The sequence below is a fragment of the Anoxybacillus tepidamans PS2 genome (genome assembly GCF_000620165.1).
Lineage (GTDB): Bacteria > Bacillota > Bacilli > Bacillales > Anoxybacillaceae > Anoxybacteroides > Anoxybacteroides tepidamans_A.
The window spans coordinates 35,378-55,125 of the sequence record NZ_JHVN01000010.1 but is presented as its reverse complement, the minus strand read 5'-3'; the positions used below and the strand labels follow the sequence as shown (position 1 = coordinate 55,125).

16 protein-coding genes are annotated in these 19,748 nt (G+C 36.2%); 13 read left to right on the top strand and 3 right to left on the bottom strand.

The window, feature by feature from the left end:
* Window positions 1-237: 237 nt before the first annotated feature.
* Window positions 238-1,494, bottom strand: coding sequence for an MFS transporter (locus N667_RS18530; RefSeq protein ID WP_051530019.1), 1,257 nt, complete (start codon window positions 1,492-1,494; stop codon window positions 238-240).
* 149 nt (window positions 1,495-1,643) lie between these two features.
* Between N667_RS18530 and arsC (N667_RS0109570) the strand changes: the two genes are divergently transcribed.
* A complete protein-coding gene (gene arsC / locus N667_RS0109570) occupies window positions 1,644-2,066 on the top strand; it encodes an arsenate reductase (thioredoxin) (protein ID WP_027409367.1) in 423 nt (140 codons plus the stop codon).
* 320 nt (window positions 2,067-2,386) lie between these two features.
* Here the strand turns inward: arsC (N667_RS0109570) and N667_RS0109565 are convergent, their stop codons facing one another.
* Window positions 2,387-4,426 (bottom strand): molybdopterin-dependent oxidoreductase, encoded by a 2,040-nt coding sequence (locus tag N667_RS0109565; protein ID WP_027409366.1) that lies wholly within the window; start codon window positions 4,424-4,426, stop codon window positions 2,387-2,389.
* A gap of 608 nt (window positions 4,427-5,034) precedes the next feature.
* On the opposite strand from N667_RS0109565, the gene N667_RS0109560 reads away from it, so the two are divergent.
* The 4 genes from N667_RS0109560 (at window position 5,035) to N667_RS0109545 (ending at window position 10,925) form a co-directional block, all read left to right on the top strand.
* Entirely contained in the window at window positions 5,035-6,237 is a 1,203-nt protein-coding gene (locus N667_RS0109560) for a macrolide family glycosyltransferase (RefSeq protein WP_027409365.1), read from the top strand.
* A 630-nt stretch (window positions 6,238-6,867) separates the two neighbouring features.
* On the top strand, window positions 6,868-7,116 hold the full coding sequence (locus N667_RS0109555; protein ID WP_027409364.1) for a hypothetical protein: 249 nt from the start codon (window positions 6,868-6,870) through the stop codon (window positions 7,114-7,116).
* Between the two features lie 616 nt (window positions 7,117-7,732).
* Complete coding sequence (locus N667_RS0109550) at window positions 7,733-8,167, top strand: hypothetical protein (RefSeq protein WP_027409363.1); 435 nt, start codon at window positions 7,733-7,735, stop codon at window positions 8,165-8,167.
* A 190-nt stretch (window positions 8,168-8,357) separates the two neighbouring features.
* Window positions 8,358-10,925, top strand: a complete 2,568-nt coding sequence (locus tag N667_RS0109545) for a Spaf_1101 family AAA-like ATPase (protein ID WP_027409362.1) — start codon at window positions 8,358-8,360, stop codon at window positions 10,923-10,925.
* Window positions 10,926-11,037: 112 nt separating this feature from the next.
* Here N667_RS0109545 and N667_RS20175 read toward each other — a convergent pair whose 3' ends face one another.
* Window positions 11,038-11,262: a hypothetical protein gene (locus tag N667_RS20175; RefSeq protein WP_332248965.1), complete on the bottom strand. Its 225-nt coding sequence runs from the start codon at window positions 11,260-11,262 to the stop codon at window positions 11,038-11,040.
* 588 nt (window positions 11,263-11,850) lie between these two features.
* Here N667_RS20175 and N667_RS19130 point away from each other — a divergent pair.
* The 8 genes from N667_RS19130 to N667_RS0109505 all read left to right on the top strand — a co-directional run bounded on the left by N667_RS19130 (window position 11,851) and on the right by N667_RS0109505 (window position 19,716).
* Complete coding sequence (locus N667_RS19130) at window positions 11,851-12,489, top strand: TnsA endonuclease N-terminal domain-containing protein (RefSeq protein ID WP_051530018.1); 639 nt, start codon at window positions 11,851-11,853, stop codon at window positions 12,487-12,489.
* 1 nt (window position 12,490) lies between these two features.
* The gene (locus tag N667_RS0109535; protein ID WP_051530017.1) at window positions 12,491-14,431 is read left to right on the top strand and encodes a DDE-type integrase/transposase/recombinase; all 1,941 of its coding nucleotides are present in this window, start codon (window positions 12,491-12,493) and stop codon (window positions 14,429-14,431) included.
* 24 nt (window positions 14,432-14,455) lie between these two features.
* Window positions 14,456-15,478: an ATP-binding protein gene (locus tag N667_RS0109530; protein WP_156936108.1), complete on the top strand. Its 1,023-nt coding sequence runs from the start codon at window positions 14,456-14,458 to the stop codon at window positions 15,476-15,478.
* On the top strand, window positions 15,468-17,030 hold the full coding sequence (locus N667_RS0109525; RefSeq protein ID WP_027409359.1) for a hypothetical protein: 1,563 nt from the start codon (window positions 15,468-15,470) through the stop codon (window positions 17,028-17,030). Before N667_RS0109530 ends, N667_RS0109525 begins: the two co-directional genes overlap by 11 nt.
* 202 nt (window positions 17,031-17,232) lie before the next feature.
* Window positions 17,233-17,580, top strand: coding sequence for an ArsR/SmtB family transcription factor (locus tag N667_RS0109520; protein ID WP_027409358.1), 348 nt, complete (start codon window positions 17,233-17,235; stop codon window positions 17,578-17,580).
* 25 nt (window positions 17,581-17,605) lie between these two features.
* A complete protein-coding gene (gene arsB, locus N667_RS0109515; protein ID WP_027409357.1) occupies window positions 17,606-18,667 on the top strand; it encodes an ACR3 family arsenite efflux transporter in 1,062 nt (353 codons plus the stop codon).
* Between the two features lie 20 nt (window positions 18,668-18,687).
* Window positions 18,688-19,110, top strand: coding sequence for an arsenate reductase (thioredoxin) (arsC, locus tag N667_RS0109510; protein ID WP_027409356.1), 423 nt, complete (start codon window positions 18,688-18,690; stop codon window positions 19,108-19,110).
* A 159-nt stretch (window positions 19,111-19,269) separates the two neighbouring features.
* Window positions 19,270-19,716 (top strand): MarR family winged helix-turn-helix transcriptional regulator, encoded by a 447-nt coding sequence (locus N667_RS0109505; protein ID WP_027409355.1) that lies wholly within the window; start codon window positions 19,270-19,272, stop codon window positions 19,714-19,716.
* Window positions 19,717-19,748 lie beyond the last annotated feature (32 nt).

The following is a 19,748-nucleotide window of genomic DNA, read 5'->3' as shown; positions in this document are numbered from 1 at the left end:
ACAGGATGTATTGGAGAGCATTATGATTTTGCACCTCCTAACGTTTCACTATCTAGCGGATTCCAATTATAAAGAAGTAAATACAAATTGGTATTCTAACAAAACTACCATACAAGAAATCACCACTCAGTTAGGGCAGTAATTTCTTGTATGGATTAGCTGTTTTGTAACAAATACTCTTATGCAACATAGCGCCCTAGAATCGGTAAAACAATCTTAAACATTTTTGTTCTATAACTAACAATGAATTTTTTCATCCTTATTGTTTATACCTGTGTTTGTGCCGGATTTAATCACAAGCATATTTTTAAAAACAAAAACAATGATGAAAGAAAAACATAAGAATAGAGACGATACTAAAAAGACTAGTGTAATATTGTATTTATCGGCTATTATCCCCATTAAAATCGTTGAAATACCAAACGTAAGCATAATAATGGCACCTTCTGCTGCGTAAACTTTTGCCAACAGCCGATCGTTTACAACGCTTTGTATGAGTGTATGCACAGAAATGTTTTTGATTTCTTGAAAGGCACCATAAAGACCAATTACCAACAGAGAAACCCATGGGATGGTGTTGAGTCCGAATAAAAGTGTCATTATGCAAACTATAAAACTCCCCAATATAATCGAGGCTCTTAATTTGTTGTATAGGAAATTTGAATATCGAAGGCTATATATGCCCCCTATAAGGAAACCTGATAATAACGCTGTGTTAATATACCCCCACCAATTTATACCGACGCTAAGCCGTTGTTGGACAAACGGGTACAGTATGGCCGAAATCCAAACCGTATTGGCGACCGATTCGCAAAATATCAATAAATGAATAATTAGTAACGCCTTATTTTTAATAATAATGTTCCAGCCTTCAAGCATTGTCAAAATTTTATTGCTGTTTGATGAGTCGGTTGAAATCTCCGTCTTCACCACATCACTAATAAACGCCATTAGTATCGTCGATAGAGCATATAGCCAAAAAGTCAACCAAAACAAACCGCTAGAATGGAGAAACGCAGCTAAAATGCCACCTACAGCCCAACCACCTAATTGAACAAATTGGTTTAAAGTTGATAGAAGGCTGTTCGCCTTCGTCAGTTTATCATCCGGCACTAATATGGGCAGCAATGCACTGCTAGCAGGGGTGGCCCATCCATCTAAGAAAGAGATACAAAAAACAAGGAGATAGATCATATAAACGGGTTGGTCTGACATGAAGTATGAAGTATAGAGTGTAATCATTAAAAGGAGGATCGTTTTGCATAGCTGCGTCCAAACAACTATTCTTTTTAAGTTATATTTATCAATAATTAAAGGTGCTACGATACTGCTAATTGTTCCAGATACCATATTGATAAGAGGAACGAGCGAAACATAAAAAATGGATTGTGTTGCTTTGTAAATAATAGAGATCAGAACTAAAATATAAAAGACATCGCCTAAGTTGGCCAAAGTCTGTCCAGTCGCTAATAAGTAAAAGGATTTATTTCTCAATGAAGCAGCCCCCTTTATTTAGTTTTAAGTTAGTTAACAAAGGGGAGTATCACATTGGTTACAACTCCTTATTAAAACAGTCATATTTCCAAAATAATCCTTGTGCTAATTCATTTACACTATACAATATATTAGGGGTGGAATGAAACATGGAAAACAAAAAGACGATTTATTTCTTATGCACAGGAAACTCTTGCCGCAGCCAAATGGCGGAAGGGTGGGCTAAAAAATACCTCGGCGATGAATGGAACGTTTATAGCGCAGGTATCGAAGCACATGGACTCAATCCAAACGCGGTAAAAGCTATGAAAGAAGTAGGGATCGACATTTCTAATCAAACATCCGATGTCATTGACCGTGAAATTTTAAATCAAGCCGATTTAGTCGTCACATTATGTGGTCACGCAGCTGATCATTGTCCGATCACACCGCCGCATGTGAAACGCGTCCACTGGGGATTTGACGATCCTGCGAAAGCAGAGGGAACAGAAGAAGAAAAATGGGCTGTGTTTCAACGTGTTCGCGATGAAATTGGTGAACGAATTAAGCGTTTTGCGGAGACGGGGGAATAATAAATTGCATTCTCTGTTTTAATTTGATTAAAAACTGACAGCTTATGGATCAACAGTTGTCAGTTTTTTATTTTTAAAAATTTCCGTAATAAAAGGAGATAAAGAAATCTCAGAAAAACTATACATTCTAATAAAGGAAGGGGGCCAAGTATTCAATAGCTGCTTATATACTTTCCAAGTTCTAGTGAGCGTAATATAAGTTCAATTTGAGGACTTATGGGAAGGTTGACATAATTATCGGTTATCAGTTTGTTCTTGGTGAAAAAAGAGGGGCGTCCGATCCACATATTCATTCTAGCAAGCCCCTCCAGCAATTCACCCTAACATTTCTCCACATCTACTCGGCCGGAAAAAAAGGTAGCTCCACCGCCCATATCAGCTATCCGATCGGGGGTAAGGGAGTTGACCAGATGTTTCATGCCTGGGGAGTCGGCCCATAACCCTTGCGTGACAACGACACCAGGAAGGACATGTTCTCCAACAGCAGCCTTCAAAATGCATTCTCCACGATCGTTCCATACTCGGACTCGATCTCCATCCTGAATTCCTTTTGCTAAAGCATCTTTCATATTCATATACAGGCGCGGTTCTTTTTCGAACGAAATGTGCTTTTCATTATTGGAGAAGGTGGTATTTAAAAAGTTATGGTTGGGACCGGGCACAAATAAAAACGGAAAGTCTCCATCGTCAACAATAGGCGTATACGTTGGCAACGGAGGATAGCCGTCTTGTTCCATTTTTCTTGAATAAAGTTCAATTTTTCCGCTCGGAGTTGGCCATGTTCCCGGCAGCAACGGTTTGACATGTGCTTTTACATACTGCTTTTCCACCAATGTGTGATAATCGATTCCTTCTAGGAACGGATTATTTGGATTATCCAAGGCTTGCGAAATCATTTCTGCTTCTGTCTCATATAAGCACGGATCCTCAAAGCCCATTTTTTTCGCAAGCAATTGAAATACTTCGACGTTGGATTTCGACTCTCCATATCGTTCAATCACAGGCTGCTGAATTTGAACATAGTGGTGCCAGTATGATGTATAAAGATCCGTATTTTCGAATGAAGAAGTGGCCGGAAGCACAATATCGGCGTATTTTGCGGTTTCTGTTAAAAATAAATCATGTACGACAACAAAGAGATCGTCCCTCGCCAATCCTTCTCTTACTTTATTGCTGTTTGGGGCAACCACCGCCGGATTTGTGCCGTACACGAATAACGATTTAATCGGCGGGTCTAATTCTAATAATGCCTGGCCGAGCAGATTCATGTTGATGATTCGCGTATGTTTCTTTTGCAATAAATCCGGACGCTGCAAGCTCCTTTGATTAAGCGCCAAATAGCCGCTATTGGATTTGATGGCGCCGCCGCCTTTGACCAGCCATTGTCCGGTCAAAGCAGGGAGGCAAGCAATCGTTCGAATACACATTCCCCCGTTGTCGTGATGCTGCAGACCGTTGCCGATTCGAATGAAGGAAGGGGTGGTTTGCCCATACCATCTGGCAAGCTTATAAATATCTTCAACGGGAACACCTGTTATTTTGGAAACCGTAATGGGATCGTACTGAACCACATGCTCGCGCAGCTCCTCATATCCAACCGTATATTTTCTCAAAAAATCATAGTCTACCATGTTTTCTGCAAATAAAATATGCATCATGCCTAAAGCAAGAGCGGCATCGGTGCCCGGCAAGATCGGAATGAACCAATCGGCGAACTGGCCGGTTTGATTTTTATGAACATCAATCACAACAATCTTCGCCCCGTTTTTTCGAGCTTTTTGGGCCAAAACAATTTGATGCATGTTGGTGCTTACCGCATTGATTCCCCAGAAGATGATGAGTTTGGCATGAATCGTATCTTCCGGATCGGTTCCAAAACCGCCTCCCATTGTATACTGAAGCCCTTGGGCCCCAGCTGACGAACAAATGGTCCGATCGAGCAAGGAAGCGCCCAGCCGATGGAAAAACCGCCGATCCATCCCTTCGGAGCTAAGTCTCCCCATGTTGCCGTAAAAACTATACGGAAGAATGCTTTCAGGTCCTTCTGTTTCAATCAGGTCTTTCCATTTGTCCGCGATGGTCTCAATAGCTTCATCCCAGCTGATTTGCACAAATTTCCCTTCACCTTTAGCACCTGTACGTTTCATTGGGTATTTCAAGCGCTTCGGGTCGTAAATTCGCTCGGTCATATTCCGCACTTTATTGCATATATTGCCTTTTGTCACAGGGTGATTCGGATCGCCTTGTATTTTCACGATTTTTCCATCCTGCTTATGTACGAGTAGCCCACATTGATCAGGGCAATCGAGAGAACAAACAGACGGAAAGATGCCCGTTGGCTGTTGCACAAATGAGTTCATTTTTTTCTCCTTTCATGGCCAAAGAAATCCTTACGATTCATTTAGATGGTTAATATGATAAAATAATTTGAAAAGTAAGGCAATCATGATTATATATTTTGGGCCTTCCCATTTGTTTCACGGGACAAGATTCAGTCTAGTATTACAGAATGGCCAAAAAGGAAGAAGCGAAGTTTTTGCCGCTGCATCAACTAATAGATAGCAGGGTGCGTTCGCTTCCATAACTCCCCGTTTTCAAAACAGTAACTTTGAAGCCTTTTAACGATATTTTATAATTTTAGGCGTATTCTCTATTACATAATAAGTCTATTAGAATTTGAAAATTGGTTTATTTTTATTATTTCCCGACAGAAGCCTCTCACCTCAAAAGTAGGAAGGGCATGATCCTGATGAGGATGAATATCGGTTGGCATTAGCCAAAACGGTCGAGTGACAAGAACATATGTACTATTATATAATTGTAAGCGGCTCTATGAATTTTGGTGTAAATGGAATGCGGCTGTTCATGGATAAGACTATACATAAAATAGTGAGATGATAGGCTTGGCTGCATAACCTATGGAACAGCGGCTCTTATTCTCACACAAATTACTTAAGGAGTGGCAGAAATGGCGCGTGTTTTATTTATTAATGCCGGATCAGAAGGACATATCAATCCAACTATTGGAGTAGTGCAGGAGCTTATTTCGCGCGGAGAAGAGGTCGTGTACTTTACGATAGAAGCTTTTCGCGAACGCATTGAAAAGACGGGAGCTAATGTACGAACTATTGATGGTCAAAAGTTTCTAACAGCCTTTCTTTCAGGTGGAAGGAATTATTTACTTCAAAGAGTCAACGGTCTTTTACGTACAGCAGATATCGTTATACCTAGCGTTCTTGAACAGATCAAAGGAGAGGATTTTGATTACATCATCCATGATTCCATGTTTGGCTGTGGACGTTTACTTGCCCAAATTCTTAAGCTTCCCGCAATCAATTCTTGTACTTCTTTTGCGCAGACAAAAGCATCATTCGATAAAACGCTGGAGCACCTTTCTAAAGAAATTCCTGCAGAAATAGCGAAACCTATATACGATGAATTTCAAAATCTAACGGCAATGGTGAAGGAAAAATATAATGTGGAGATCCATTCTCCTTATGAAGTTTTCTGCAACCCTGCACCACTTACCATCGTTTATACAACTAGGGAGTTTCAACCTTTTGGAGAAGCATTCGACCAAACTTACAAATTTGTAGGTCCATCCATCTCTTCACGATTATCACAAGAAAACTTTGACCTTACTGAAATCAAAGAGAAAAGTCCAATTTATATTTCACTAGGTACTGTCTTCAACCAAGCAATTGATTTCTATAAACTTTGTTTTAAAGCATTGGGGAACACTGACCATACCGTTGTCATGTCTATTGGGACAAAAACTCACATATCTGATTTAGGGGAAATTCCTAAAAACTTCATTGTAAAAAATTATGTTCCACAAATTGAGGTGTTGAAATGCAGTAAATTATTTATTACACATGGGGGAATGAACAGTACCAATGAAGGTCTCTACTACGGGGTTCCGCTCATTGTAATTCCACAAAGCGCGGATCAGCCGATCATTGCCAAGCAGGTTGCCAATATCGGGGCCGGTATTAAATTAGAAATGCAAAGTTTGACTGCAAATCAACTGCGTCAAGCCGTCGATCACGTGTTAAACCAACCGTCTTTCCATCAAGTTGTTGCAAATATTAGAGAATCTTTTCAAAAAGCGGGTGGGTATCACCAAGCTGTTGACGAGATTTTCGGATTTAAAAACCAATACAATATATAAAAATTTCTTGGCTGTCAATGTAACCACAATAAGCTAAATACATTGACAGCTATATTTTTTAAATACTTTTTCTCGAAATTCTTAAGGGTATTTTTAAAAATGAAATAATGGATGCCCCTCATTAACCCCTTGAATCCGGACATTTACTAAGATGAAGTGCCTCAGAGAATACCACTCAAAAATATGAATCAAACAAGCATAGAGGAAGGTAACATAATATGACGAGATAGAAGTTGATGAAATTATAAACCTTTAGAGAGGGGACAAGCACCACTGAGATTGCCAAGTTCGCCAATGTATCTCCAAGATATATACGGCTTATTTTAACTCAACACAACGTTGAAAAGAGACAGTTCGGAAATTGGAAGCGGCGTTATAAATTAAATGGGGATTAACTGTAAAAAAGTCGATTGGAATTCTTTTGGAAAGTAAAAGCCCTTTTCTACTGTTTAATATCAAGTACAGGTAAACAATTATTAGCACTTTAATATCAATGTCTTATATATAATGTCACACATTATATTTGGTTAACTTTGAATAAAATCCTAAAAATACATAAAATTGTAATATAAGGTAAAGAGGGGAAATTGTTAATAATAATTTAAACCAAATTCATAGGGGGATTTTTAATTGAGAAAACATTTAGGGAAAGTATCCATTGCTTTATTAATCTTGACTCATATTGTATTAGCCTTCGGATATGGTAAAATTAGAGGAGATATTGGTACTGGCATTTTAATAATCGGTGTAGGACTTTCGTTAATAACAGCCTTAATAAGTGAAAAGGGACGATGGAAGACAATTTCAATAAGTATTGTAAGTATAGTAATAGGGGTATACGTATTTATGATTATTGTTTCAATCTTCATTTTCTTTTGATGTAACAATATAACTTAACAAAGCCTTATAACGAAGCCAAATACGGGAAATGTTGTAGTAGTAAATGAGATTATTTGTAGTACAGAAAAGGATAGAACAAGCAAAATTATTCTGCCTGTATCTATCCTCTTCTTTTAAAGCATTCTTATATGAACTTATAAAAAGACTTGGGGTGCTGAAAAAAAATCTTGCATTTCGCTTAACTTTTATCTTTTGAAGAAGAACAAAAAAGGAAACAGATTGAAAGGAAAAGGCTAGAACTTGAAGAAAAGAGAAAGCGGGAAAAGCAGGAACGAAGCGAAAAGGAACGTGAGCTTCAGGAATTGAAAAACATCGGTTTACAATAAATAATTTTCCAGCTTGCTTAAAGATATGGACTACGAGCACCCATCTTATTCAAACACCGCCATATTTATGGCAGTTATGGATTTACGATACATATATTCATAAAAAGAAAGACATTAAGGATAAAATATGGATTCCAAATGTAAAAGAGGCTTTTTGGAAGATTAAGGAAAATGGGTATTTCAATCTTACTTATACAAAAGACGACCGTTTTCACTATTCATTTACGATATGGGATTTCTTCGCTAAATTAAACGGTTTAAATATCACAATGCGTTTAGGGATAAACAATAACAATTACCATAGAATAATTTGTGATGAGCTTCCTCTAATTCAGGAAAGGCAAACTAATGATCTAATTGCTTTCGAGTTATCACAAATCCGAGAAAGTAACAACCTGATTCATTACAACACAAATGTTATTCAAGAATATATACAGCATGTAAAAGCAACAACAAACTCTAGAAAAGCAAAGATAAAAAAAGCAAAAGAAACTCGTCGCTCTTTGTTACAGTTCCTAGAGTATATAAATAATCTTATTAAAGCCGGTGCTGTTGATGTTAATTCATTTGAGAAGAAATTCTCATCAAATATGTATGACTTAATTTGTAAAGGTATTGTACCATCCGTGAAGCAGCAAACTGTAATACATAATATTAAGAAGAAGATAGAATCTCAATTAAGAATTACTTTGGATATTCGTTAATGTAAAACTTAGTTTCATAGGAACCTAAATCCGTATCACTTTACCTTCGAGCCAATCCCTTGATACACTAAGAAAAAGCAAACAAAACAAAGGGAACATTCTCTTTACTAAATACATGGTAGCAAATGAAGTTTCGGATTGAATTATTAAGTGATAAAAATACTTCCATAGGAGGAAGAGGACTTTGGCGATGCAAACCGTAACCAGCGATATTATACAAATTTACAAGGATATAGAAGCTTCTAGAAAAAAATACGGTAGCTTAAAAAAATGTGAATTTCATTTGCATACGCCGGCATCATTTGATTACCGTCTGATAAAAGGTAGGAAATATCAAGATTTAAGTGTACATGAGATAATTGATTTTGCTGTTGAACAGAATTACCTTAATCAAGAGCAAAAGAAAATTCTACTAGAAGGGTTATCGAGAGGGGATTACGATGGAGTAAAATATGTTGAGCAACTTACTGAAAAACAATTACCTTATGAAAATTTTAAAGAATATTTATCGTTTATGTTAATTGCTCATAAATTATACTCGGAAGACATAGAAGTGGTTGTCGTAACTGACCATAATACAATCAGCGGGTATAGAAAGCTGAAAGCGGCTGTAGATGAATATTATAAAAGTCGTATAAAATCTATAAATAAAGATAAGAAAGCGATTTATGTTTTTTTAGGTGTTGAGATTTCATGTTCTGATGAAAATCATGTTGTTGGAATCTTTAATGAAGCCAAATTCAATGAAGTTCAAAAGTTTCTTGATAAATATATTGAAAAAAAAGGTACTATAGAAACAAGCTATACCATAATCAAAGAAATTCATGAAATGGGTGGAATCGCTTATATAGCTCACATTAATACTTCCAAATTTATTGGAACTGGCGTGTACAAAGAAACTTTGTTTAACTGCAAAGAATTAAAAGTTTTAGGACTCAAAAATTTAGAGCAACGAGGATGGGAACCAAAATTTTTAGCTCATTCGAAGCGAAAACTCAATGATTTTTGTTATCTGTTTGAAGGCGATGCCCATGAAATATCAGAGATAGGAATTAATAATACTTGGGTGAAGTTTAACGAAGTATCCTTTGCCACCCTAAAAAAAGCAATTTCAAATTATAAACTATGTGTTTACGTTAAAAAACCTATTCCAACAGATAAATACATTAAAGGTATTTATATAAAATCGGGGGAAAACGGATTTCTTAGTAGTTCGCCTACTGCCAAATCGCATGAAGTCGGTAAATTTCATATAGATTTTTCAAGAGATTTAAATTGTATAATTGGCGGTCGAGGAACCGGAAAAAGTACAATATTGAATATTATAGATACAGTGCTTACACAAGAAGCTCAAACATTAAACCATTTGAAGTTTATCTCTAATCATGAAATAATATACATCTTATTTTCTTTAAATGAAGATGATTACATTGTCCGATTTATACCACAATCTAATACAAAGGTGTCTATGGATCATAGGGATTTCTTTCTCGAAAAGGCATTTAAGGAAAGTGTTTATAATAAAGAAGGAAATATAGAACTGCCTGACCATTGGTTCCAATTATTTAAAATTGAAAAAAGCGGAACACATTTCAACGCTACCGAGATACGTAACCATACTAAAAAAAGAGAGGTACTTAATAAAGTTTACCGAAAGGGTTTTTCAATTAACCGAATTCTAACAAAGATTGATAAAGGAGAAATTGGTCAATTTGTTAAAGACATTATATTTTACGGATTAAAAACTAATTTTTATGACGATTTTCTTTCCAAATTAAAAAATATACAACCAAGAAGTTTAAATAGATTCTTACGGGAGAACATTCCTAAAATAATGCAACTGTTTTCAGATCAACAAAAACTTGTAAATGAGACAATTGATAGCTTTAATAACTCTCATCGTGACTTAATTCAAATTCAGTTTTCCCCTAAAGAAAAAGAAGTCGATTATTACTTAGACGAGCTTTGGTTCAATGTAAATAAGAGAGGTTCAGTGGCCAATACTCGCTTAACGTGGGAAGATGTAGAAAGATATACCTATAAAATTGTTGAAAAAATTGGATTACTTTGTTTTCTTCGCTATTTAACGAAAAAAAAATACTCGGAGTTGGAGAGAGTTATTGCTATCAGCACTTTCATATCAAATCGAAATAAAACAATTAAAGATGTTGAAGAAGAATATGAAGAAGTTAGTGCCAGAACATTAAAGAATATATACAATGAAATCCAATCTACTCTTCTTAGGAATAAGTCAAATGTAATGGCTTGTTTACAGAAGTATTTTGAGATTATAGATGATTTTACTCTTATGTTTAATGTAAACTCTAAGGAGTTAATTCGGCCCGAAAAGCCGTTGTTTAAAAATATTGAAAATCTCTCGCTAGGACAAAAAGTAGTTGCTATTTTGACTTTTATAATCGAATATGGAAAGCATATCGGGGATAATACACCTCTCGTAATAGATCAACCCGAAGATAATCTTGATAATCAGTATATATATAAAAATTTAGTCGCCAGCCTTCGAACGGTTAAAAACACAAGACAAGTCATTATTGTCACACATAATTCTACTATAGTTACCAACGCAGATGCTGAGCAAGTAGTTGTATTAGAATCAGACGGCAATCATGGTTGGGTAAAACAAAAAGGTTATTTAAGTGATAAGCGTATTATGAGATATATACTTCTTCATCTTGAAGGTGGGGAAGAATCATTCAAGCATAAAATGGAAAATTACTCATTGATTTTAAATTTATAATTAATTTTGGGAGTATATGTACATGAAGGAATTGGCATTGGTAATTTAATGGTGGAAACCTGAGAATTCCTCCCTGATTATCATTTGCACAATAACTACCCGGCTAGGGTAGTTATTTTCGTACTAAGCAGGTTTCGAAATATGTTAAATGTTTCAATCGCTTTTTTCTTTTGCTCAAAGTCAGTTGGGAAGGGTGGAGCTGATATTCCTCTAAACTTTCCATATCACTTTTCATTAAAGGGACAACCATAGGATGAAGGGGGAGTAATCTACGTATCGTGTTGTTAGATAAATCAATTTGTTCCCAAGTTAGTTCAACAATTTCAGATCTTCGCATACCCGTAGTGGCTAACAGTTTAAACAGAAGATGGTTTCGCATCGCCATTCGGCTATTGTCTTTCTCTAAAAAATGAAACCTGATGCTGGTTGAAGCAACGAACATGCGTTTTTGTAATGTCATGAAGTGGTACAGAATAGCCGTGTTGAAGTAAGAAGTTCTCGAAACATCTCAAATCATACGCATAACCATCAACGTTCAGTGAATAGTTTTTTCAATTTGCAAGTACAAAAGAAATTCATCGATGGCTTGTCGAAACATCATAAAAATACCTCCAGCTGCTGATGATCAACGACTAATGATAATCGGTAAAAAATAATGATAATTGGTTTAAAAAATGATAATTCGTAGACACAAAAATTTATGAGGAACTTAAGATGACACGTTCCGAATAATTGATTTTATGGACTGTACATTGACACAATTTTGTATGGATTAAAAAAGCCTATTTTGGGCTTTTTTTATTTTATCCATGTATAATTGTGTCATTTTTTTGGACAGAATTTTATATGGATAACAGTCAATTGACATAATTATGTATGGATAACACTCAATTTGAGTCATTTTTATAATAAAGGACGTGTTTGTTTGTATCAACCTATTGACATACCTAGAAATAAGAAATTCGGAAATAATTATTGGGAAGTATTTAGTCCAAAGTTGAATCGAACAGTTAAGTTATATAGTGATCTCGAATATGATCACTGGCTTCTTATAGAATCCGATCCAAGTGTAAGGTGTTATTGTGAGCAGCCTTTGAAAATACAGCTGTACTGGAATAACAAGTTGCATCAAAGTATTTTTGATATGTGGATTCTTTATGATGACAATAGTGAAAGTTTTATTGAGATTAAATACTCGAATGACCTCATAAAGCCTAAAGTCATGGAACAGCTATCTGTTCAACAACAATGGTGTAACGAGCATAATAAGCGACATGTCATTGCAACTGAAAAAGACATAAGATCCAATCAAGTAAGACTAGCTAATGCTAGGCTAATGGTTAGCTTCTTAAAAAGTTTACCTAAAAATACAGTGCAGACTCATTCGATTTACGAACTGATTCAACAAAAACAAAGAATGACCGTTTCGGAAATCAGACAATCTTTGACGGAACTAGGAGATGAGCAGATTTTTACGACGGTATGTTATCTTTTGCATCAATCTAAAATCAAGGGAGACATCAATCAGGCGCCAATAAATAAGGATTTCGAGGTGTGGGTATAACGTGACTAGGAAAAGAAAAATCGAAGATTTTAAAATGGTTAATGAAGATATACTAGATATTTCCACTTGGGCGTCGGTACTGCAAGAAAACTTGTCTCCAGATAAACGCGATATTTTTAATAAGCGAAAAAAAGCTATTGAAATGTATATATCAGGGAAATACCCTTTAAAGGAGATTTATAATCAAACGAGAATTAACGACCTTCAAATAAGACGCTTATTGCAAAGATGCCTTTCTTATGACCAAGACGGAGTTATGTATGGTTTTAGAGCGTTAATACCATATAAGCGAATACAAAAAAACTCCCCAATATATCGACCTAATAAAACCGGCTTCGCGAACTCCTTCAATTTGCTTTTAGAGACTTATCCATCCTTAAAAACTCTGATTCATCAGTTATATTTAGCTCCCCAGAAGTTAGACAGTATCAAAATTTCAAGAAAGGAACTTCATCGGAAGTTTACGATAGCTTGCAGAAACCTTGGTATAAAACCTGATGAATACCCTTTTAACACGATGGATGTTGGTTACCGATCTTTGGCTAGATATGTGACAAAGCTTGAACAAGAACACCCAGAACAAATCATTAAACGCTATGGAAAGAATCATGAGCATACATTTTTAGATACTGGAGGTGCTTCAAACAATAAAAAGATGATTATTCGACCGTTTGAACGTGTTCAATTAGATGGTCACAAGATTGATTTAGTACTGGCCATCAAATTCAAAACACCCGAAGGTGATGAGTTTGTTCAAACTATTCACCGGCTATATATTTTAACGATTATTGATGTAGCCACTAGAGCAATCCTAGGCTATCATATCTCGCTTGGGCGTGAGTACAACCAGTTCGATGTACTAAAATGTATAAAAAATGCAATTGAACCTCGCAAAAAAATGACATTTTCTATAGCCGGACTAGCTTATCCTCCAAATGGTGGGTACCACTCTTTAGCTATCCCCGAAACAGAGTGGGCCGTCTGGGATGAAATCTTGTTTGACAACGCAAAATCACATTTGGCCAATATGGTACGCGATAAATTGAAAGATACTGTGGGTTGCGATATAAACTTTGGCTCCGTCGGCAAACCGACCCGAAGGTCCATTATTGAAAGATTTTTTAATACTCTTGAACAAAATGGATACCATCGCCTCACCAATACAACAGGAAGCAACCCCAATGACCCGAGAAGGAGAAAAGCCGAGCAACAGGCTGTTAAATATGAAATCACAGTAGAGAAGATACATGAAATCACTGAAATTATGATTGCAAATTATAATAACGATCCACACGAAGGGATTAATAATTTAACCCCACTAGAAGTTATGGAACAAAGAATTAAAAAAGGAATGCCGATTAGAAAAATGGATAGCGAGAAGAGAGGAGAGTTTGAATTGTTTACGATTAAGGCAACTCGTATGATTCAAGGCGGAATCAAGGTTGGACGGAGACCTTATATTACATTTGAAGGAGTTTCCTATACAAACGATATTTTAGCAAAATCACCCGATCTTGCTGGGACAAAGATCGACCTCATCATTAATACTGAAGATTTACGAGTAATTAAAGCCTATTTACAGGATGGCAGCGAATTTGGTCTACTCACCGCCCATGGCAAATGGGGAATTATTCAACACACATTAGAAGAACGGAAAGCCATCAATAAATTAAAACGTGAGAGAAAAATTGTGTTATCAGATAACCAAGACCCGATAGACGCATTAAACCAATACTTAGCGACTAAAGCACCTACCGATAAAAACGCTAGACAACAGCTTCAAAAAACATTGAAAAAACAACGTCAACAATCTGATCGAAAAGACAAGGAGAGAAAAGAAACATTGCATCAAGAAATACCAAAAGATGAAGTAAGAAAATACGAAGAGGATCATATCATACAAAAATCATTGCCTAAACTTCCAAAAAGCATTATCTACTAAATGAAAAAGGAGATAAAACATAAAATGACACAAATATCATCGGTAAATGAAGCTTTTGATTTTCAGGAAAAACGCCCATATATACCAATAGGTTGCCATCCGATTGATACAGGTTATTATTTAATTTCAACCAATGAGATTACCCGCATGTACAAGCAAGTTGTGACGTGGATTCAAAGTCGTACCCCAGGAGCCATGATTGTTGGAAATCCACGCTTAGGAAAAACCAGAGCAGTGAAATATTTAGTAAGTAGCTTACCATTTGTTGATATCGTCGGAGAGGATACTCCTATTTATACAATTAAGTGCAATAAATTCAAAAATCCCAACGAAGGCGATTTTTTCGAATCCGTTTTAAAGGACGTAAAACATCATACTCCTTCAGCCGGAAAAGCCATTAGCAAAAGAAGAAGGTTATATAATTTTCTGATCGAAAAAGGGAGTGCCTCATCTAGAAATCGTATTATTTTCTTTCTGGATGATGCGCAGAGATTACACGAGCTCCATTATGAATGGTTGATGGATATTTATAACGAACTAGAGGACGCAGGTATCATTATGACGTTTTTTTTAGTGGGGCAAAGAGAATTGTTCGACCAAAGAACCGCGTTTTTGCTTAGCAATAAAAAACAAATTGTGGGACGATTTATGGTTCATGAATATCAATTTAAGGGGCTTGGGAATGTTGAAGACATTAAAACGTGCCTCGAAAATTACGACAATGATGCGATATATCCTCTGAACAGCGATTGGACTTTCACAAGATATTATTTTCCTGAACAGTACGCACATGGATTCCGACTTGCGAATTTTGCTGAAGGTTTATTGGAAGTATTTCAAGACCTTGCACGCGAAATGGGAGTCAAAGGGAAACTGGAAATCCCTATGTTTTACTTTACGGGTACAGTCGAAAATGCCTTGAGATATCTAGGTGTTGATGGTTCAAATGTAGATGAAATCACAAAAAATCAGTGGAAGTATTGTATTCAGAAATCTGGATATATGGATGCTGAGCGATATAGCGAGGTCTTAAAAAATGCTGATTAACAAAAACAATAAGGTATATGTATGGGAAAAGCAAAAATCCAATAAATTTGAATGGGCGTGGCGAAAACAGTGGATTCAACCATATGAGTCGCCGTGGAGTGTATTTCGTAAGATCATGGAAGTAAATCAATTGAAAGCAAACGATTTATTATACCTTTTCGGAAACGAAGGAATCAAAAATTTGGTAAATCCTTCTAATGCAGGCTTTTATAGAAGAGAACTAGTGACTATGGAACACTTTTGTGAACATGAAATCAACCATTACTTAGGAATCGATTATAAAAAGATGTTAAAGGAAAGTAATAAAAAGGTAATAGGGGCTATTCAAGAAAGATTTAGGGATTATGCAGGATACTATTATCATTCCCATTTTACGTTTTGCTCTAAATGTCTAGAAAAGGGGTATCACAGCATTCTTCATCAAATAAGTCTATTCGATCGCTGCTTTTTACATGATATTGTTTTGAAAAATTGTTGTCCATCCTGCAAACGTCAATACGACTATTTTCTAATTGATGAAGGGTTCATAACACCATTTACGTGTGTCTGTGGTTATCGTTTTATTAAAGGAGAAACGATAAAAGACCTATACAAAAAATGGAATTATCCTATTTCTCGCAAGCGTATTAAAAACCAACTCGTAAAAGACTGGTTTGCTATAGAGTTTGATGATTACCATATTTATACATCAAACTATCTTTATGATGGAACACAACATGAGCATAAAAAAGATAGAAGTCTTTTTCTCACCCATTCATTAATAAAGCATTACCTCAACACTCATTATGGTGAAAGTAACAATATCTCCAGACACGTATCAAGGAAATGTCTTTCTTCCATCCGCCGAACGACTGGGGAACTAGTGAAAATATATAAGGAATGCTATCCTTTTTATATTGATGATACTGACGAACGAATACTTTATAAAAAAATAGCTTTTCACCCGTGGGGAGGAAAGCTATATAGGTACTTTTATACCGAGATCTTTTTTGATAGTATTCGTATCTATAAAAGTATTGCACGTTTTATTCGAAGGCGAATATTAAACGTGTATACTCGCCAGTCTAATGATCGAAAAAGAATCATACTAAGAGGAGATACTAAATGTAAATATGCGTTCGCTTATCACTTTTGGAGATATATGGTGGAAAATCTTTCAGTATTTTACTTTAATGATACTGGATTTGATTATTTGATCAAGGACGATTTAACGATATTTTTCAAGCCTTATCCTTGGACGGAAGAGTTTAGAAATATCATCATACAATTTTTCCGACGATCCAGACTACACGATGAAAATTTAACATATGTAAAATGGATTATAAATCATACTTTAGCACATTTACTTATTTCTTTATTCAGCGAATGTCTGAATGTCATTCAGGAAGAACAGTCACAAGATTTTTACTATATAGACCGAAAGGTACGATATCGTTTACTTGAGTATGTACCAGATTTCACAGTTTTAATACCTGATGATGACCGAAAGGCGATGTACTTTTATAAGCCAATCATGTTCCAAAAAATAAAAAAACAACTAGAAACCTTTTAGATAGCAAATTAAAGTAGGTGATTTTTAAACAGAGACAGAAGCAAGAAGGCTTCTGTCTTTCAACTTTTATGTAAAGATGGTGTTAGACATTCCTTATCGCTTGTTTTATATAAGTATATGATTATATAATTATAAATAGTGATTGTAGAATTATTTAACGTCTTCTAGTTCTACGACAAAAATGAAAAAAGGAGGAAGTTTGGTGCGTGAGACTATTTTGGAAATCGAAAATGCATCACATATCTTAAAATTGCTAGGCGATAAAACACGTTTAACCATTATCGCTATTTTAAGCAAACGTGAATGTTGTGTTTGTGAACTTCTTGAAGTGTTTGATATGAGCCAGCCATCTGTGAGTCAACATCTTCGTAAGCTGAAAGATGCTGGATTGATAAAGGAAGAGAGAAGGGGACAGTGGATTTATTATTCTCTCAATTCACAAAGCGAGTCGTATGATTTGATCCAAGATATTCTACAACATATTCCAGACCAAACCGAGAATATCCGTAAGATTGAGGAAATCAAACCTACGCTTCGTTGTGACTGTTAATCTACGTGAAATTAGGAGGAGAAAAATGAATAATACCGAAAGAAAACGGCTATCGTTCTTGGACCGATACTTAACACTTTGGATTTTTCTTGCGATGGCAACAGGAATTGGGGTGGGTTTTGTCTTTCCAGGCTTTGTAGAGAAAATGAACCGTTTACAGGTAGGGACGACGTCCATTCCAATTGCCATTGGCTTAATTTTGATGATGTATCCTCCATTGGCCAAAGTTCGTTATGAAAAGATGGGGCGTGTATTTAAAGATCTAAAAGTATTGGTCTTGTCCCTTGTACAAAACTGGATTATTGGACCTATCTTGATGTTTTTGTTGGCCGTTGTATTCCTGCCGGATAAGACCGAATATATGGTCGGACTTATCATGATTGGTCTAGCCCGTTGTATTGCAATGGTGATTGTCTGGAATGATTTAGCGAAAGGAGATACAGAATACGCAGCTGGACTTGTGGCGTTTAACTCTGTATTCCAAATGTTATTTTTCTCTGTTTATGCATATGTGTTTGTGACAATCATTCCGGAATGGTTAGGACTAGAAGGTGCTGTCATTCATATCACCATGATGGAAGTCGCTAAGTCGGTGTTCATTTACTTAGGCATTCCGTTTCTTGGCGGAATGATCACGCGTTTTGTCTTGATAAAAACAAAGGGCAGACAATGGTATGAAAAAGTATTCATTCCAAAAATCAGCCCCATTACATTGATTTCTTTATTGTTTACGATTATCGTCATGTTCTCTTTAAAAGGAGACGTTATCGTAAGCTTGCCGTTGGATGTAGTGAGAGTTGCAATTCCGTTGTTAATTTACTTTGTGTTGATGTTCTTCGTTTCTTTCTTCTTAGGAAAGAAAATTGGAGCTAGCTACCCTGTAACCACAACACTTGCCTTTACAGCCGGCAGTAATAACTTTGAGTTAGCGATTGCCGTAGCTGTTGGCGTGTTTGGGATCCATTCTGGTGCAGCATTTGCAGCCGTCATTGGACCACTTGTGGAAGTGCCTGTCATGATTGCGTTGGTCAATGTGGCATTATGGTTTCAACGAAAATACTTTAAAACAGAATCAGTATCATACTAACAACAAAGGGGGAATGAAACATGAAAAACAAAAAGATCATTTACTTCTTATGCACAGGAAACTCTTGCCGCAGTCAAATGGCAGAAGGATGGGCAAAAAAATATCTTGGCGACGAGTGGGAAGTTTATAGCGCTGGTATCGAAGCTCACGGATTAAATTCAAACGCAGTAAAAGCCATGAAAGAAGTGGGGATTGACATTTCCAACCAAACATCCGATATCATTGATCCTGAAATTTTAAATAAAGCTGATTTGGTAGTCACATTATGCGGTCACGCAGCAGACCATTGCCCAGTAACACCACCACACGTGAAACGTGTACACTGGGGATTCGATGACCCTGCAAAGGCTCAAGGGACGGAAGAAGAAAAATGGGCTGTATTCCAGCGTGTTCGCGATGAAATTGGCACTCGCATCAAAAAATTTGCTGAAACAAGTGAATAAGACTGAAATGAAGCCGAGAAGAATCTTCTCGGCTGCTTTTATTTATAAATACTTCATACAAAACAAAAGGCGAAACATGTCGATGAATTTTCTGCATTTTTCAAAACAAAAAGTTGCAATTTGCAAATAATATGATATAAGTAATATAGAGGTGAAAAAATGGAAAACGTTAGAGAGTTGTTTCAAGTGATGACGCGTCGTTTCGGATTGCTAAATAAAAATTGTTGTTCTATTGATGCTGTAGATATTTCTCTCGTTCAAAGCCATATCTTTTATGAAATTGACAAAAGAGAACACCCCTCCATGCAACAAGTGGCTGAAGTATTGGGAATGGATATTACAACGTTCAGTAGACAGATTCAAAATTTAGTGAAAATGGGGTTAGTGAAAAAAACGCCACTTCCTGAAGATCGAAGGATATACACGTTATCGTTAACCACCGAGGGAAAGTTTATCGCAACAACCATTGAGCGAGAAATAAATCGATATTTAGACGAGATATTTTCACATATGACGGAATTTGAGAAAGAAACAGTGATTCGTTCGATTAAATTGTTAAATGAATGCATGGCGAAATCGACTGTTTGTTGTAAGCCGTTATTTTGAGGCAAGTCTATCAAGGCTTGCCTATTGGTTAA

Bases quoted from the DNA above. Each gene is read 5' to 3' on its own strand.
- N667_RS0109530 (WP_156936108.1), top strand. From the start codon at position 14,456: ATGACACAAATATCATCGGTAAATGAAGCTTTTGATTTTCAGGAAAAA.
- N667_RS0109550 (WP_027409363.1), top strand. From the start codon at position 7,733: ATGCGTTTAGGGATAAACAATAACAATTACCATAGAATAATTTGTGAT.
- N667_RS0109560 (WP_027409365.1), top strand. From the start codon at position 5,035: ATGGCGCGTGTTTTATTTATTAATGCCGGATCAGAAGGACATATCAAT.
- arsB (WP_027409357.1), top strand. From the start codon at position 17,606: ATGAATAATACCGAAAGAAAACGGCTATCGTTCTTGGACCGATACTTA.
- N667_RS0109525 (WP_027409359.1), top strand. From the start codon at position 15,468: ATGCTGATTAACAAAAACAATAAGGTATATGTATGGGAAAAGCAAAAA.
- N667_RS0109545 (WP_027409362.1), top strand. From the start codon at position 8,358: ATGCAAACCGTAACCAGCGATATTATACAAATTTACAAGGATATAGAA.
- N667_RS0109505 (WP_027409355.1), top strand. From the start codon at position 19,270: ATGGAAAACGTTAGAGAGTTGTTTCAAGTGATGACGCGTCGTTTCGGA.
- arsC (WP_027409367.1), top strand. From the start codon at position 1,644: ATGGAAAACAAAAAGACGATTTATTTCTTATGCACAGGAAACTCTTGC.
- arsC (WP_027409356.1), top strand. From the start codon at position 18,688: ATGAAAAACAAAAAGATCATTTACTTCTTATGCACAGGAAACTCTTGC.
- N667_RS20175 (WP_332248965.1), bottom strand. From the start codon at position 11,262: ATGCGAAGATCTGAAATTGTTGAACTAACTTGGGAACAAATTGATTTA.
- N667_RS0109565 (WP_027409366.1), bottom strand. From the start codon at position 4,426: ATGAACTCATTTGTGCAACAGCCAACGGGCATCTTTCCGTCTGTTTGT.